Annotated in this window: 11 protein-coding genes; 10 read left to right on the plus strand and 1 reads right to left on the minus strand. The window is 66.6% G+C overall.

Annotated elements, in window-relative coordinates; genetic code table 11:
- The first annotated feature begins 4 nt into the window (after positions 1-4).
- From C513_RS0109610 to C513_RS13185, 9 genes are all read left to right on the plus strand, one after another.
- Positions 5-634 (plus strand): acyltransferase, encoded by a 630-nt coding sequence (locus C513_RS0109610; RefSeq protein ID WP_018715797.1) that lies wholly within the window; start codon positions 5-7, stop codon positions 632-634.
- Positions 631-1,803, plus strand: coding sequence for a glycosyltransferase (locus tag C513_RS0109615; protein ID WP_018715798.1), 1,173 nt, complete (start codon positions 631-633; stop codon positions 1,801-1,803). The genes C513_RS0109610 and C513_RS0109615 overlap by 4 nt, the downstream gene beginning before the upstream one ends.
- Positions 1,800-3,041, plus strand: a complete 1,242-nt coding sequence (locus C513_RS0109620) for a glycosyltransferase family 4 protein (protein ID WP_018715799.1) — start codon at positions 1,800-1,802, stop codon at positions 3,039-3,041. Before C513_RS0109615 ends, C513_RS0109620 begins: the two co-directional genes overlap by 4 nt.
- Before the next feature lie 43 nt (positions 3,042-3,084).
- Complete coding sequence (locus C513_RS0109625; RefSeq protein ID WP_018715800.1) at positions 3,085-4,242, plus strand: DegT/DnrJ/EryC1/StrS family aminotransferase; 1,158 nt, start codon at positions 3,085-3,087, stop codon at positions 4,240-4,242.
- An 11-nt stretch (positions 4,243-4,253) separates the two neighbouring features.
- Positions 4,254-4,856, plus strand: a complete 603-nt coding sequence (locus tag C513_RS0109630; RefSeq protein WP_018715801.1) for a sugar transferase — start codon at positions 4,254-4,256, stop codon at positions 4,854-4,856.
- Between the two features lie 14 nt (positions 4,857-4,870).
- Entirely contained in the window at positions 4,871-6,850 is a 1,980-nt protein-coding gene (locus tag C513_RS13180) for a polysaccharide biosynthesis protein (protein ID WP_018715802.1), read from the plus strand.
- A gap of 53 nt (positions 6,851-6,903) precedes the next feature.
- Positions 6,904-7,158 (plus strand): acyl-CoA-binding protein, encoded by a 255-nt coding sequence (locus C513_RS0109640; RefSeq protein WP_018715803.1) that lies wholly within the window; start codon positions 6,904-6,906, stop codon positions 7,156-7,158.
- Between the two features lie 102 nt (positions 7,159-7,260).
- The gene (locus C513_RS0109645) at positions 7,261-8,493 is read left to right on the plus strand and encodes a M20 aminoacylase family protein (protein ID WP_018715804.1); all 1,233 of its coding nucleotides are present in this window, start codon (positions 7,261-7,263) and stop codon (positions 8,491-8,493) included.
- A 34-nt stretch (positions 8,494-8,527) separates the two neighbouring features.
- Complete coding sequence (locus C513_RS13185; protein ID WP_083927390.1) at positions 8,528-11,917, plus strand: mechanosensitive ion channel domain-containing protein; 3,390 nt, start codon at positions 8,528-8,530, stop codon at positions 11,915-11,917.
- A gap of 60 nt (positions 11,918-11,977) precedes the next feature.
- Here C513_RS13185 and C513_RS0109655 read toward each other — a convergent pair whose 3' ends face one another.
- Complete coding sequence (locus tag C513_RS0109655) at positions 11,978-12,805, minus strand: type III pantothenate kinase (RefSeq protein WP_018715806.1); 828 nt, start codon at positions 12,803-12,805, stop codon at positions 11,978-11,980.
- Between the two features lie 127 nt (positions 12,806-12,932).
- On the opposite strand from C513_RS0109655, the gene lysM reads away from it, so the two are divergent.
- A complete protein-coding gene (gene lysM / locus C513_RS0109660; protein WP_018715807.1) occupies positions 12,933-13,424 on the plus strand; it encodes a peptidoglycan-binding protein LysM in 492 nt (163 codons plus the stop codon).
- Positions 13,425-13,540 lie beyond the last annotated feature (116 nt).

A 13,540-nucleotide genomic window follows, 5' to 3' on the forward strand; every position in this document is an offset into this window, starting at 1 on the left:
CTGCATGTCCGATTCCAGCCTGTCCCTGCGCCTGCGTGCGCACCTGAACCGCCTGCGCCGCCGTGTGTGGCGGCTGGTGTTTTTCCGCGTGCTGTTTGGCGAATCCAGCCAGGGCCGGACGCTACCGCACACGCGCATCTCGCCCAGCAGCTGCATCGAACACGAAGACCGGCTCACGCTGGGGGATGATGTGTTCATCGGTCACTTCAACTTCATCGAGGCCAGCAGCGGCATCCGCATTGGCCAGGGCACGCAGGTCACCAACTTCATCAGCATCGTCAGCCACAGCACGCACCGCAGCGTGCGCGTGGCAGCGCGCCTGTCCGGTGTGCCGCAACCGGCTGCCGATGGCAGCCAGCCCAGCGATATCCGTGCTCCGATCACCATTGGCGAGCACTGCTTTATCGGCCCGCACAGCGTGATCGAGGCCGGCACGGTGCTCGGCAAGGGCTGTCTGGTGGCCGCCGGCAGCCGTGTGCGCGGCCAGTTTGGTGATTTTGCCGTGCTCGCCGGCAACCCGGCGCAGATCGTTGGCGATACCCGCCAGCAGGACGCGGCCTGGCTGCAGCAACACCCCGATTACCGCGCCGCCTACGAACGCTGGGCCGGCCAACTTCCCGCTTCCGACGCATGAGCCGTTCCCGACCCTTCGACCCCGCCAGTTCCCCGATCAGCCAGGCCGTGGCGCGCGCCACCCGGCCGCAGGGCCAGCCTGCCGGCCAGCCCCGCCTGCGCTACGTGCTGATCGGCGATGGCGACAGCCCGCATCTGCTGAAGTGGGCGCGCGCACTGCAGCCGCTGGTGGACTTGTGGATTTGCAGCAGCCGCGATTTTGCGCCCGATCTGGCACGGCTGGTGCCGCAGCAACAGCGGCTGGCGCTGGGCACCGATCCGGCTTTTGGCGGCGGCAATATCGCGCTGCTGAAAAAAGCCCCGCAGGTAGCGCGCTGGCTGCAGCAGGTCGATGCCGACTGGATCAACCCGCATTACCTGACCTCGCACGGCACGCTGGCGCTGCTGGCCAAGCGCTTCGGGCGGCTGCGCGGCCAGCTGCTGGCATCGGCCTGGGGCAGCGACATTCTGGTGACGCCGCAGCGCCATGCGGCCTACCGCTGGCTGACGCAATCGATCCTGCGCAACGCCGCCCTGTGCACCAGCGATTCGCAGCACATGACGGGCGTGATGCAGCAGTTGGGTGCGCGCCAGGTGCTGACGTTTCCGTTCGGGCTGGACAGCCTGCCGGCCCTGCCGCGCGACCAGAAGCAGCCCTGGCTCTGCTACGCCAACCGCGGACTGGAGCCGATCTACCAGCCGCAGCGCGTGCTGGAACTGTTTGCCGCCATCGCCGCCTGGCAGCCGCAGGCGCAGCTGGTGGTGGCCAATGATGGCAGCCTGCGTCCGCAGCTGGAACAGTGGGTGGCGCAACACGGTCTGCAGCAGCAGGTGCGCTTTGTTGGCCGCCTGTCGGCGCAGCAGCAGGCAGCGCATTACGCCCGCGCCCAGTGGTATCTGAGCCAGCCCGAAAGCGATTCGGTCGCCGTGTCGGTGCTGGAAGCCATGGCCTACGGCTGCATTCCGCTATTGAGCGATCTGCCCGCCAACCGCGAGCTGGTGCAGGACGGCCACAACGGCTGGATCGTGCCCGCTGGCGGCATCGACCTGAGCCGCGCCGTGCCACTGGCGCTGCCGCCGCTGCAGGCACAGGCCGCCGCCATTGCCCGCCTCAACCGCGACTGGGTGCAACACCATGGCCTGTTTCCGCCGGCAATCCAGCAGCTGGTGCAGACCCTCTCTTCCCGATGAACATCCTCTACCTGAACCACTACGCCGGCAGTCCGCGCCACGGCATGGAATACCGGCCCTACTACCTGGCCCGCGAATGGGTGCAGGCCGGCCATGCGGTGCGCATGCTCGCCGCCGATTTCAGCCATGTGCGCACACGCCAGCCCGACCAGGCCGGCACACGCCATCATGAGCTGATCGACGGCATCGATTACCACTGGTACCCCACGCCTGTCTATGCCGGCAACGGCCTGGGCCGCGTGAAGAACATCTGGCGCTTTCTGCGCCAGGTCTGGCGCGAAGCCGACCGGATCGTGCGCGAGTTCCGCCCGGACATCGTGATTGCATCGAGCACCTACCCGATGGATATCTGGGTGGCGCACCGCATCGTCAAGCTGGCACGCCAGCAGGGCCTGGACTGCCGGCTGGTGTTCGAGGTGCATGACCTGTGGCCGCTGTCGCCGATCGAACTGGGCGGCATGTCGTCTGCGCACCCCTTTATCCGCCTGTGCCAGACCGCCGAAAACTACGCTTACCGCCATGCCGATGTGGTGGTGAGCATGCTGCCCAAGGTGGCCGGCCACATGCAGGATCATGGGCTGGACCTGCGCAAGCTGCATATCGTGCCCAACGGCATCACGCTGGACGAATGGCAGGGCAATCCGCCGCCCTTGCGCGAGGACGTGGCGCAACACATGCGCGCCTGCAAGCAGGCCGGCCTGCAGCTGGTGGGCTATGCCGGCTCGCACGGCACGCCCAATGCACTGGATGTGATGCTGCAGGCGGCTGCCCTGCTGCGCGACGCCCCCCTGGCCTTTGTACTGGTGGGCGACGGCCACGAAAAAGCCGCGCTGCAGGCGCAGGCACAGCAGCTGGGCTTGCAGAACGTGGCGTTTTTCGATCCGATTCCCAAGGCGCAGATTCCGTCCTTCCTGGCAGTGACCGATATCGCCTACATTGGCTGGCAGCGCGTCTCCATTTACCGCTTCGGCATTGCGCCCAACAAGCTGATGGACTACATGATGGCGCGCTGCGTGGTGCTGCACTCGGTCGAGGCCGGCAACGATCCGGTAGCCGAAGCCGGCTGCGGCATCACCGTGCCGCCGGCCGATCCGGCCGCGATTGCCGACGGCCTGCGCCAGCTGGCCGCACTCGATGCCGGTACCCGCGCCCGCATGGGCGATGCCGGCCGCCAGTTTGTGCTGGAACACCACACCTATCCGGTGCTGGCCCGCCGTTTCCTGCAGGCCTGCGCCTGAATTTCCCCGCGATGGCCCCCACCCTGCGACAATACGCCCTGCCATGAACACCAACGCCTTTATCCCCTTTGCCCGCCCCGATATCGGGGAGGAAGAAATCACCGCCGTGGCGCACGCCATGCGCAGCGGCTGGGTCACCACCGGCCCGGAAACGCGCGCCTTCGAGCAGGAATTTGGCGATTACCTGGGCGGCGGCGTGCACACCATTGCCGTCAACTCGGCCACCGCCGGCCTGCATCTGGCACTGGAAGCCATGGGCATCGGCCCCGGCGATGAAGTGATCGCCCCCACGCTGACCTTTACCGCCACCACCGAGGTGATCCGCTATCTGGGCGCCGATCCGGTGCTGGTGGATTGCGACCCGGTGACGCTGAACATCGACGTGCGCAAGATCGAGGCGGCCATCACGCCGCGCACCAGGGCCATCATGCCGGTGCACTACGGCGGCCTGGCCTGCGACATGACGGCGATCCGCGAGATCGCCGATCGCCATGGCCTGCGCGTGCTCGAAGACGCCGCCCACGCCCTGCCCACCACCCATGGCGGCACTCTGGTCGGCCAGCTGGACAGCGATGCCGCCGTGTTCAGCTTTTACGCCAACAAGACCATGACCACCGGCGAAGGCGGCATGGTGGTAACGCGCAACGCCGAGATGGCGGCGCGCATGCGCGTGATGCGCCTGCACGGCATCAACCGCGATGCCTTTGACCGCTTCAGCAGCAAGACGCCAGCCTGGTACTACGAGATCGTGGCGCCGGGCTTCAAGTACAACATGACCGACATGGCCGGTGCCATGGGCCGGGTGCAGCTGCGCCGCCTGCCGGCCTTTCTGCAGCGCCGCCAGCAGCTCGCCAAACGCTACCTGGAAGCGCTGCACGATCTGCCACTCATCCTGCCGGCCGATGCGCCACAAGGCGATATCCACGCCTGGCACCTGTTCGTGCTGCGTCTGCCCGACAACGCCGGCATCACGCGCGATGAGGTCATCCAGCAACTGAGCGATGCCGGTATCGGCACCAGCGTGCACTACGTGCCGCTGCACCGCCAGCCCTACTGGCGCGATACCTACGGCCTGACGCCCGCGATGTTCCCCGAGGCCGAAAAAGCCTACCAGCACATGTTCAGCATCCCGCTGTTCACCGCCATGAGCGATGCCGAGCAGGAGCGCATCATCGAGGCGCTGCGCCACATCCTGGGCTGAGCCTGCCCGGCATGACCTCCCTGCTGCTCAAGCGCCTGTTCGACCTGCTGGCTTCGGCCACGGGTCTGCTGCTGCTGGCGCCGCTGCTGCTGGCGATTGCGGCCTGGGTCAAGCTCGATTCGCCCGGGCCGGTGTTTTTCCGCCAGCAGCGCGTGGGGCGTGATGGCGTGCCGTTCCGCATCTACAAGTTCCGCAGCATGCGCCAGGACAACGCCGGCCTGCAGATCACCGTGGGCGAAGACGACCGCATCACGCGCAGCGGCCATGTCATCCGTGCCTACAAGCTCGACGAGCTGCCGCAGCTGATCAACGTGCTGCTGGGCGACATGAGCCTGGTCGGGCCGCGCCCCGAGGTGCCGCGCTACGTGGCGCTCTACCCGGACGAGATCCGCCGCGAGGTGCTGAGCCTGCGTCCTGGCATCACCGATCTGGCCTCCGTACAATACCGCAGCGAAAGCACACTGCTGGCCGCTAGCGCCGATCCCGAACGCACCTACGTCGACACCATTCTGCCGGCCAAGCTGGCACTGTGCCGGCAGTACGTGCGCGAGCGCAATTTCCTGCTCGACCTGAAGATCATCGCCATGACCGTGGGCATCCTGCACAAGCCCTGAACCCTGTCTCCCGCATGTCTGCCACTTCCCGCATTTTTGATTCCAACACCCTGCCCAAGCAGCTCATGGCGATGCTGATGGATGTGCTGTGCGCCTGGCTGGCGCTGTGGCTGGGCATCAGCCTGCGGCTGGACCTGTGGGTGCCGCCGGACGCCACGCAACTCACCGCCTACCTGCTGGCACCGGCGCTGGCGATCCCGATCATGGTCAAGTTCGGCCTGTACCGGGCGATTTTCCGCTACACCGGTTTCAGCGCCATGGTCACCACGATCCAGGCGGTGGCCGTGTATGGCGTGCTGTTCTTCATCTATGTGGTGTTCTTCGGCAATCCGTCGGCGGTGCCACGCAGTGTCGGTATCCTGCAGCCGCTGCTGTTCCTGCTGCTGGTGGGCGGCAACCGCGCCTTTGTACGCGGCCTGTTCATGTACACCAGCGGCCACGAGACCCGCCAGCTGGGCCGGCTACTGATTTACGGCGCAGGTGAAACCGGCATCCAGACCGCGGCGGCGCTGCGCAATGCGCGCCAGTACACCATGATCGGCTTTATTGACGACAATCCGGCCAAGGCCGGCCACAGCATCAACGGCATGGAAGTCTGGCCCTCCGACCGCCTGCCCGAAGTGGTGCGCGACAGCGCAGTCACCGATGTGCTGCTGGCGATTCCCAGCCTGGACCGCGCCCAGCGCAACAGCATCATCCAGAGCCTGCAGGGCCTGCCGGTGCATGTGCGCAGCGTGCCCAGCATGGCGGCGCTGGCCAGCGGCCGCGCCGGCCTGCAGCAGTTCCAGGAGCTGGATGTGGAAGATCTGCTCGGACGCGATCCGGTACCGCCCCATGCGGATCTGATCCGCCGCAATATCGCCGACCAGGTGGTGCTGGTGACCGGCGCCGGCGGCAGTATCGGCAGCGAGCTGTGCCGCCAGATCCTGCGCCAGCGGCCACAGCGCCTGCTGCTGCTCGAACACAGCGAATTCGCCCTCTACAACATCTACCAGGAACTGCAGGCCGAGGCGGCCACGCTGCTGCCCTCGCCGGAGCTGGTGCCGCTGCTGGGCAATGTGCGCAAGCTGCAGCACATGCGCGAGATCATGCAGACCTGGCAGCCGCACACGGTCTACCACGCCGCCGCCTACAAGCATGTGCCCATGGTGGAACACAACCCGGTGCAGGGCCTGGCCAACAACGTGTTCGGCACCCTGGCGGTGGCGCGCGCCGCACTGGAGCACGGCGTGCCGCACTTCGTGCTGATTTCCACCGACAAGGCAGTGCGCCCGACCAACATCATGGGTGCCAGCAAGCGCCTGGCCGAACTCTGCCTGCAGGCGCTGGCCGGCAGCCCGGAACTGTCCTTTGCCGCCCTCGATCAGGCCGTGGGGCGTGACAGCGCACCCACGCCGGTCCGCAACCGCACCTGCTTTGCCATGGTGCGCTTCGGCAACGTGCTTGGCTCTTCCGGCTCGGTGGTGCCGCTGTTCCGTCAGCAAATTGCCCATGGCGGCCCGATCACGCTGACGCATGCCGAGGTCACGCGCTATTTCATGACGATTCCGGAAGCGGCCCAGCTGGTGCTGCAGGCCGGTGCCATGGGATCGGGCGGCGATGTGTTCGTGCTGGACATGGGCGAACCGGTGCAGATCATGCATCTGGCACGCCAGATGGTGACCCTGTCCGGCCTGACGGTACGCGATGCGCAGAATCCGCAAGGCGATATCGCGATACAGGTGACCGGCCTGCGCCCCGGCGAAAAGCTCTACGAGGAACTGCTGATCGGCGACCAGCCGGAACCGACCGATCACCCGCGCATCATGAAGGCGCACGAGCAGTTCCTGCCCTGGACCGAGCTGCAGCCGCAGCTGGCCGAATTGCTGCAGCACATGGAGACGCACGACATCGGGGCCATCAGCCGCCAGCTGCTGCAACTGGTCAGCGGCTATCGCGCCGGCCCGCTGGTAGACTGGATGTTGTTACAACAAAAAAGCACGATCGTTCAGTGAATCGCTACAATCGGCTTTCACCCACCCCACCCAACCGCCCAGGAGGAGACCCCATGAGCGACCTCAACGCCCAATTCGAAGCCGCCTACGAGCGCACCCAGCAGCTCACCAAGCGCCCCGACAACGCCACGCTGCTGAAGCTGTACAGCCTGTACAAGCAGGCCACCGAGGGCGACAACACCCGTCCCAAGCCCGGTTTCACCGACATGGTGGCACGTGCCAAGTGGGATGCCTGGAATGCCCTGAAAGGCACCTCCGGCGACGACGCGCGCCAGCAATACATCGACCTGATCGACTCGCTGGACTGAGTTCCGGCGGCCGGCATCGCTCCGACTGCAGATCCGGCCTGCGTGCATGCTGCCGCAGGCCTTTTCTTTGTCCGGACCGCATCCCGCGCTACACTGCCAGACATGAGCAGTCCGACCTCCGCCTCCCGTACCCTGCAGCTGCCCGCCGAGATCCGCCAGCAGATCCCGGAATGGGTCGCCACGCGCCGTGACATCCATGCCCACCCCGAGCTGTGCTACGAAGAGCACCGCACCGCGGAACTGGTGGCTGGAAAGCTGGCGCAGTGGGGGATCGAGGTGCACCGCGGCATCGGCCGTACCGGTGTGGTGGGCGTGCTGCGCCACGGCAGCTCGGAACGCGCCGTCGGCATCCGCGCCGACATGGACGCGCTGCTGGTGCAGGAAGAAAACACCTTTGCCCACGCCAGCCGCCACCCCGGCAAGATGCACGCCTGCGGCCATGACGGCCATACGGCGATCCTGCTGGGTGCGGCACAGCACCTGGCCGCTACGCGCCAGTTTGACGGCACGGTCTACTTCATCTTCCAGCCGGCCGAGGAAGGCGGTGCCGGAGCCCAGGCCATGATCGATGACGGCCTGTTCACGCGCTTCCCGATGGACGCCGTGTTCGGCCTGCACAACTGGCCCGGCATACCCGCCGGTGACGTGGCGGCCTCCGCCGGCCCGGTGATGGCCTCGAGCAACGAATTCCGCATCACGCTGCGCGGCAAGGGGGGCCATGCCGCCATGCCGCACAATGCCAACGATCCGGTGCCGGTGGCCTGCCAGCTGGTGCAGGCTTTCCAGACCGTGATCTCGCGCAACACGCGCCCGGCCGATGCCGCCGTGATCTCGGTCACCATGCTGGAGGCCGGCGAAGCCACCAACATCATCCCGGACAACTGCACGCTGCAGGGCACGGTACGCACCTTCTCGATCGAGGTGCTGGATCTGGTGGAACAGCGCATGCGCGAGCTCTCCATCCACACGGCACGCGCCTACAACATGGATGCCGACTTCGAGTTTGTGCGCAACTACCCGCCCACCGTCAACAGCCACGCCGAAGCCCAGTTCATGCACGAGCTGGCCAGCGAGCTGCTGGGGGCACGCCATGTGCACCGGCAGGAGCCGACCATGGCCGCCGAAGATTTCTCCTTCATGCTGCAACAGAAGTCCGGCTGCTACCTGTTCCTGGGCAACGGCGATGGCGACCACCGCCACCTGGGGCATGGCGAAGGCCCCTGCCTGCTGCACAACCCGAGCTACGACTTCAACGACGAGGTGCTGCCGGTGGGCGTGCTGCTGTGGGTACGCCTGGCCGAACGCTGGCTGGCCGCACCGCCAGCCGCTGCCTGATAACGCGCGCCGCCTGTTTTTACCGATTCCCCCCATGCCGATCCGATTCCGACGACTGCCAGCCGTGAGCACGCGCTGGCTGCAGCTGTTGCTGCTGTGCACCCTGCTGGCCGGCCACGGCCTGCTGCAGGCCCAGGACAGCGCCAGTGCCAACACCGCCGCCACACCCGCCCGCCTGCAACAGGACATCAGCCAGCTGCGACAGGCCGCCGCAGACCTGCCCGAAGCCGAACTGAAGCCGGTCAGCACACTGCTGGACGATGCCGAGCAGCGCCTGGGCAGCGCGGCCAGACTGCAGCAGGAACGCCAGCAACTGGAACAGGCCAACCAGCAGACCCCTGCTGCCCCGGCCCCGGTCACCGCAGAGCAGATCAGCCAGGCGCTGCAGCAATGGGTCGGCAAACTGCCTGAACAGGCCAGCAACACCCAGCTGGAGCGCCTGCTGGCCGACGAGCGCAGCGCCCAGGAGACCCTGCAGCAACAGATCCAGGGCACCACCCGTGCCCTCACCGACCTGATCCTGCAGCCGGCCCAGGTGATGGACGAACTCAACACGCTGCGCCAGCAAGTGCACCAGCCCCCTGCGGCCGGCAGCAACCCGGAAGCAGATCTGGCCAGCCAGGCACGCCAGCTGCAGGAAGCCGCCAGCTACCAGGAAGCACGGGCGCAACTGGCCCTGCGCGAACTCGAGCTGGCCAGCACTGAAAGCCGCCAACGCCAGCTGGAAAGCCGTCAGGCCGAGTTGCAGCAACAGCTGGCCCTGCGGGCGCCGCGCCTCGGCTGGCTGGAGCAGCGCATCGCCCTGAACAGCCAGCAGCGCCTGCAGCAGCTGGCCGAACAGATGCAGCAACTGGCCAGCGGCAGCAACAGCAGCAATGACCCGGCGATCGCCGCACTGGCCCAGCAGAACCTGGATCTGGCGAACCAGCTGCAGGCCGAATCGCAGGCCGTGCTGCAGGACCAGGCGCTGCTGACCCGGCAGGAGGCGCAGCGCGATCGCATCGTCGAATCGCTGCGTGAAACCCAGGCCAGGCTGGAACTGGGCAGCAGCAGCGTCAGCATGGGTCAGTGGCTGTGGAAGCAGCGCCAGGGCATGCCCTCCAGCTACGCCTTGCTGATACAGCGCCGCAAGCTGGAACAGCAGATTGGCGAGTTGCGCCTGCAGCTGTACAACCTGAACGAACAGCAACGCCGGCTGCAGGGCAGCACGGCGTCTGCCGCCAGCCAGACCAGTGACCAGGCGCAAACGCTGAACCGCTGGCAGCTGACGCAGGCCGATCTGGTGGAGCAGCTGATTCCGGTGCTGCGTCGCCGCATCGTGCTGCTGGAGCATTCGCATGCGGCCCTGTTCACGATCGACGAGCGCGGCTCGGAACTGCGCAAGCTGATGGACCAGCAGCTGCTGTGGGTGCCCAGCCATGCCGCCATCGGCAGCGACTGGCTGCGCGCGCTGCCCGCCAGCATGCGCGCCTCGCTGGAGCCGGAAGTCACGCCGCACATGGCGCGCCTGCTCTGGCAGGACTTGCGCGAGCGGCCGTTTTCCTATCTGCTCGGGCTGGCGCTGATCGTGGGCATGTTTGCCGTCGGCAGCCATGCCCGGCGTGACTTGCAGCGCCTGGGCCAGCTCACGCGCAACCCGCTGCAGGACAACTTTGTCCACACGCTGCTGGCCCTGCTGTGGACCCTGGTGCTGTCGCTGCCCTGGGCGGCGCTGGCCTGGGGCAACGGCTACATCCTGCAGCGCCTCGGCGCCGGTGTCTCGCCGCTGGTAACCGCCTGGGGCCAGGCCCTGGTGCAGCTCAGCGGCCTGGTGATGGTGCTGGCCTTCGTGCATGCGCTGCTGCGCCAGGACGGCCTGGCCCAGTCCCACCTGTACTGGCGCAGCGAACGGGTCGATTCCCTGCGCAAGGTGCTGCCGGTGGCCACGCTCACCACGCTGCCGGCCGCCCTGCTGGCGCTGGTGCCGCTGTATGCCGGCTCGGATCTGGCCGTCAGCGGTCAGGCGCGCCTCGGCCTGATGCTGCTGGCCCTGGCGATGGCTGCGCTCAGCCTGTGGCTGGGCCGGCTGGCCACGCATGAGCGCCAGTCCGGCCCGGCCGGCCAGGGCCCCACCGCCATGCAGCGCATGACCCGGCTGCTGCGCTGGCTGCTGCCGCTGGCCTTTCTGTTCTGCCTGGTGATTGCGGCCATGGGCTATGTGCTGTCCGGCGCCATCGTGCTGCAAGCGCTGATGAGCAGCATGGTGGTGTTTGTCGGTGTGGGCGTGCTGTCCGGCCTGTTCAAGCGCTGGCTGCTGCTGAGCGAGCGCCGCATTGCGCTGCGCCAGATGGAGCGCGGTGATGACCCGGCAGAAAGTACCGTGGTCGATCTGGAAGCCGATGATGCCCCGCGCCAGACCGCCCCCGAACTGACCCTGGTCAACATCAGCGCGCAGTCACGCCGGCTGGTGCGCACCCTGCTGATCACGCTGCTGCTGCTTGGCCTGCTCTGGGCCTGGGCCGAGGTGCTACCGGCGCTGGTCAAGCTCGATGACGTGGTGCTCTGGCACGCCAGCGATACCGGTGCCGCCGGCGAAAAAACCGATATCCCGGTCAGCCTGGGCGATGTGCTGGGCTCGGCCGTGCTGCTGGCCATCATGATCAGCCTGGCGCGCAACCTGCCCGGTCTGGTGGAGATCCTGCTGAGTGCGCGCAATCTGGTGTCGGCCTCGGCACGCTACACCATCACCACGCTGTTGCGCTATGCCATCACCATTGCCGGTGTCGTGCTGGCGCTGCAGACACTGGGGCTGCGCTGGTCGCAACTGCAATGGATGGCGGCGGCCTTGTCGGTGGGCCTGGGTTTTGGCCTGCAGGAAATTTTCGCCAATTTCGTTTCCGGCCTGATCCTGCTGGTGGAGCGCCCGTTCCGCGTGGGCGATACCATCACCATCGGCAACCTGACCGGTACCGTCAGCCGCATCCATACGCGTGCCACCACCGTGCTGGACTACGACCAGAAGGAAGTGCTGATCCCGAACAAGACTTTCATCACCAGCGAGGTGGTCAACTGGACGCTGAACAATACCGTGACCCGCCTGATCCTGCGCGTGGATGTGGGTTACGACAGCGATCCGGCCCAGGTGCATGCCCTGCTGCGCCAGGTCGCACGCGACGACCCGCGCGTCATGACCGAGCCGGCTCCAAGCTCGGTTTTCATGGGCATGGGGGCCAGCGCACTCAATTTCGAGTTGCGGCTGTTTGTCGACATGAATGACCGCATGGGCGTGATGACCGACCTGAACGCGCGCATTCTGGCCACGCTGAAGCACCACCAGATCGAGATCCCCTTCCCGCAGATGGATGTGCATGTGCGCGATGTGCCGGTGGGCGACACCGTGACGGGCAAGCCGGACGGAGCCGCGGCGGCCGGCAAGGCGGTCTGATGCGCCTGCTGTCCGGGGCAGGCGAGCCCCGTATCCGGCCGGCTGGCGGCTGCCGGGCGCTTACTGCTGTTGCTGTGCCTGCTGCGCCAGCAGGTGCTGGTGTGCCACCGTGCGCGCATCCGGCTGTTCGGCCATGCAGAGCAGGCCCTCGAAGATCAGGCTTTCGACCAGCTCGAACGGGGTTTCCATGTAGGGCGCCATTTTCCAGCCGGCACCACCGGTCATGATGCACATGGGTGGCAGGCCGCAGCGCTTCTGCACATGACGCACCATGCGCTGCACGGCACCGGCAATGGCAAAGGTGCCGCCGCTGGTGAGGGCATCGCTGGTGTTGGTGGGAAATTCCGTGACGTTGCCGGTAGGCACGTGCAGGCCGGCCGTGCCGGATTCGAGCGCACGCAGCATGATGCCGTGGCCGGGCAGGATCATGCCGCCCAGGAACAGGCCGGCCGGGTCGATCGCCTCGATCGTGACGGCGGTACCGACCATGACCAGCAGCACCGGGCGCAAGGGCCGGCCCTGGCAGTGGTGCAGCATGCGGCGGTAGGCCCCGATGATGGCAACCCAGCGATCCGCCCCCAGCCGCGTGGGCAAATCGTAGCCGTTGGTGACACCGGCCTGCTGGGCGCTGGGCACCACCCAGCTGGCCTCCAGCTGGGGCCAGATTTCCATCTGTTCCTCGACGCGACGCTTGAGCGCATCGCCCGCCACCACACAGCCCAGCATGCGCTGCGGCACCGGCAGCGCCTTCCAGGGGCCATCGGCCAGCTTGTCGATGTTTTCCAGGAACTCGGCACCGTGCGCCAGCATCACCGCCTGCGGTGCGGGCCGGTCATACAGCGCCCACTTGAGGCGGGTGTTGCCGATATCGACTGCAAGAAAGCTCATGGCTGCATTATCCACGTCCAGCGCGACATAGTTGACGATTGCTTACCAGAAATTTGCAGACACCCTCGCCGCTGTCACATTTTCACGCTACGCTGGAGCCATCCTCAACTTATTTCAGGAGATACACATGGGTCTGTTCAGTTTCATCAAGGACGCTGGCGAAAAGCTGTTCGGTGGCAAGAAGGTAGAAGAGGCCGCTGCGGCCAATGACGCCACCTCCCTGTCCCAGCTCAACGCCGAAGCCGGCGCTGCCATCAAGCAGTACATCGAGACCCAGAACCTGGGCCTGAGCAACCTGGCCGTGATGTTTGACGGTGCCAGCGGCAAGGTCACCCTGACGGGCGATGCGCCCAACAAGGAAGCCGCCGAAAAGGCCACCCTGGCAGCCGGCAACGTGGCCAGCGTGCGCGACGTGGACAACAACCTGAACGTCACCGACGGTGCCGGTTCCGACGCCCAGTACCACGACGTGGTGTCCGGCGACACCCTGTCTGCCATCGCCAAGAAGCACTACGGCGATGCCAACAAGTACATGGTGATCTTCGAGGCCAACAAGCCGATGCTGTCTGACCCGAACAAGATCTACCCGGGCCAGAAGCTGCGCATCCCCGCGCTGTAATCCCCGCCGCACGCGCTGATCGTGCACACGCACCTGCCGCCTTCGGGCGCAGGTGCGTTTTTTTGTGCCGCAGCCTGACATGCCGCTGCCATGGCAGTTTCATAGAATGGCCGCAT

Origin of the sequence: Allobrachymonas chironomi DSM 19884 (genome assembly GCF_000374625.1) — a bacterium.
Lineage (GTDB): Bacteria > Pseudomonadota > Gammaproteobacteria > Burkholderiales > Burkholderiaceae_C > Brachymonas > Brachymonas chironomi.

Coding starts and splice junctions, on each gene's coding strand:
- C513_RS0109645 (WP_018715804.1), top strand. CDS start 7,261: ATGAGCAGTCCGACCTCCGCCTCCCGTACCCTGCAGCTGCCCGCCGAG.
- C513_RS0109655 (WP_018715806.1), bottom strand. CDS start 12,805: ATGAGCTTTCTTGCAGTCGATATCGGCAACACCCGCCTCAAGTGGGCG.
- C513_RS13185 (WP_083927390.1), top strand. CDS start 8,528: ATGCCGATCCGATTCCGACGACTGCCAGCCGTGAGCACGCGCTGGCTG.
- C513_RS0109615 (WP_018715798.1), top strand. CDS start 631: ATGAGCCGTTCCCGACCCTTCGACCCCGCCAGTTCCCCGATCAGCCAG.
- C513_RS0109610 (WP_018715797.1), top strand. CDS start 5: ATGTCCGATTCCAGCCTGTCCCTGCGCCTGCGTGCGCACCTGAACCGC.
- C513_RS0109620 (WP_018715799.1), top strand. CDS start 1,800: ATGAACATCCTCTACCTGAACCACTACGCCGGCAGTCCGCGCCACGGC.
- C513_RS0109625 (WP_018715800.1), top strand. CDS start 3,085: ATGAACACCAACGCCTTTATCCCCTTTGCCCGCCCCGATATCGGGGAG.
- C513_RS0109640 (WP_018715803.1), top strand. CDS start 6,904: ATGAGCGACCTCAACGCCCAATTCGAAGCCGCCTACGAGCGCACCCAG.
- lysM (WP_018715807.1), top strand. CDS start 12,933: ATGGGTCTGTTCAGTTTCATCAAGGACGCTGGCGAAAAGCTGTTCGGT.
- C513_RS13180 (WP_018715802.1), top strand. CDS start 4,871: ATGTCTGCCACTTCCCGCATTTTTGATTCCAACACCCTGCCCAAGCAG.
- C513_RS0109630 (WP_018715801.1), top strand. CDS start 4,254: ATGACCTCCCTGCTGCTCAAGCGCCTGTTCGACCTGCTGGCTTCGGCC.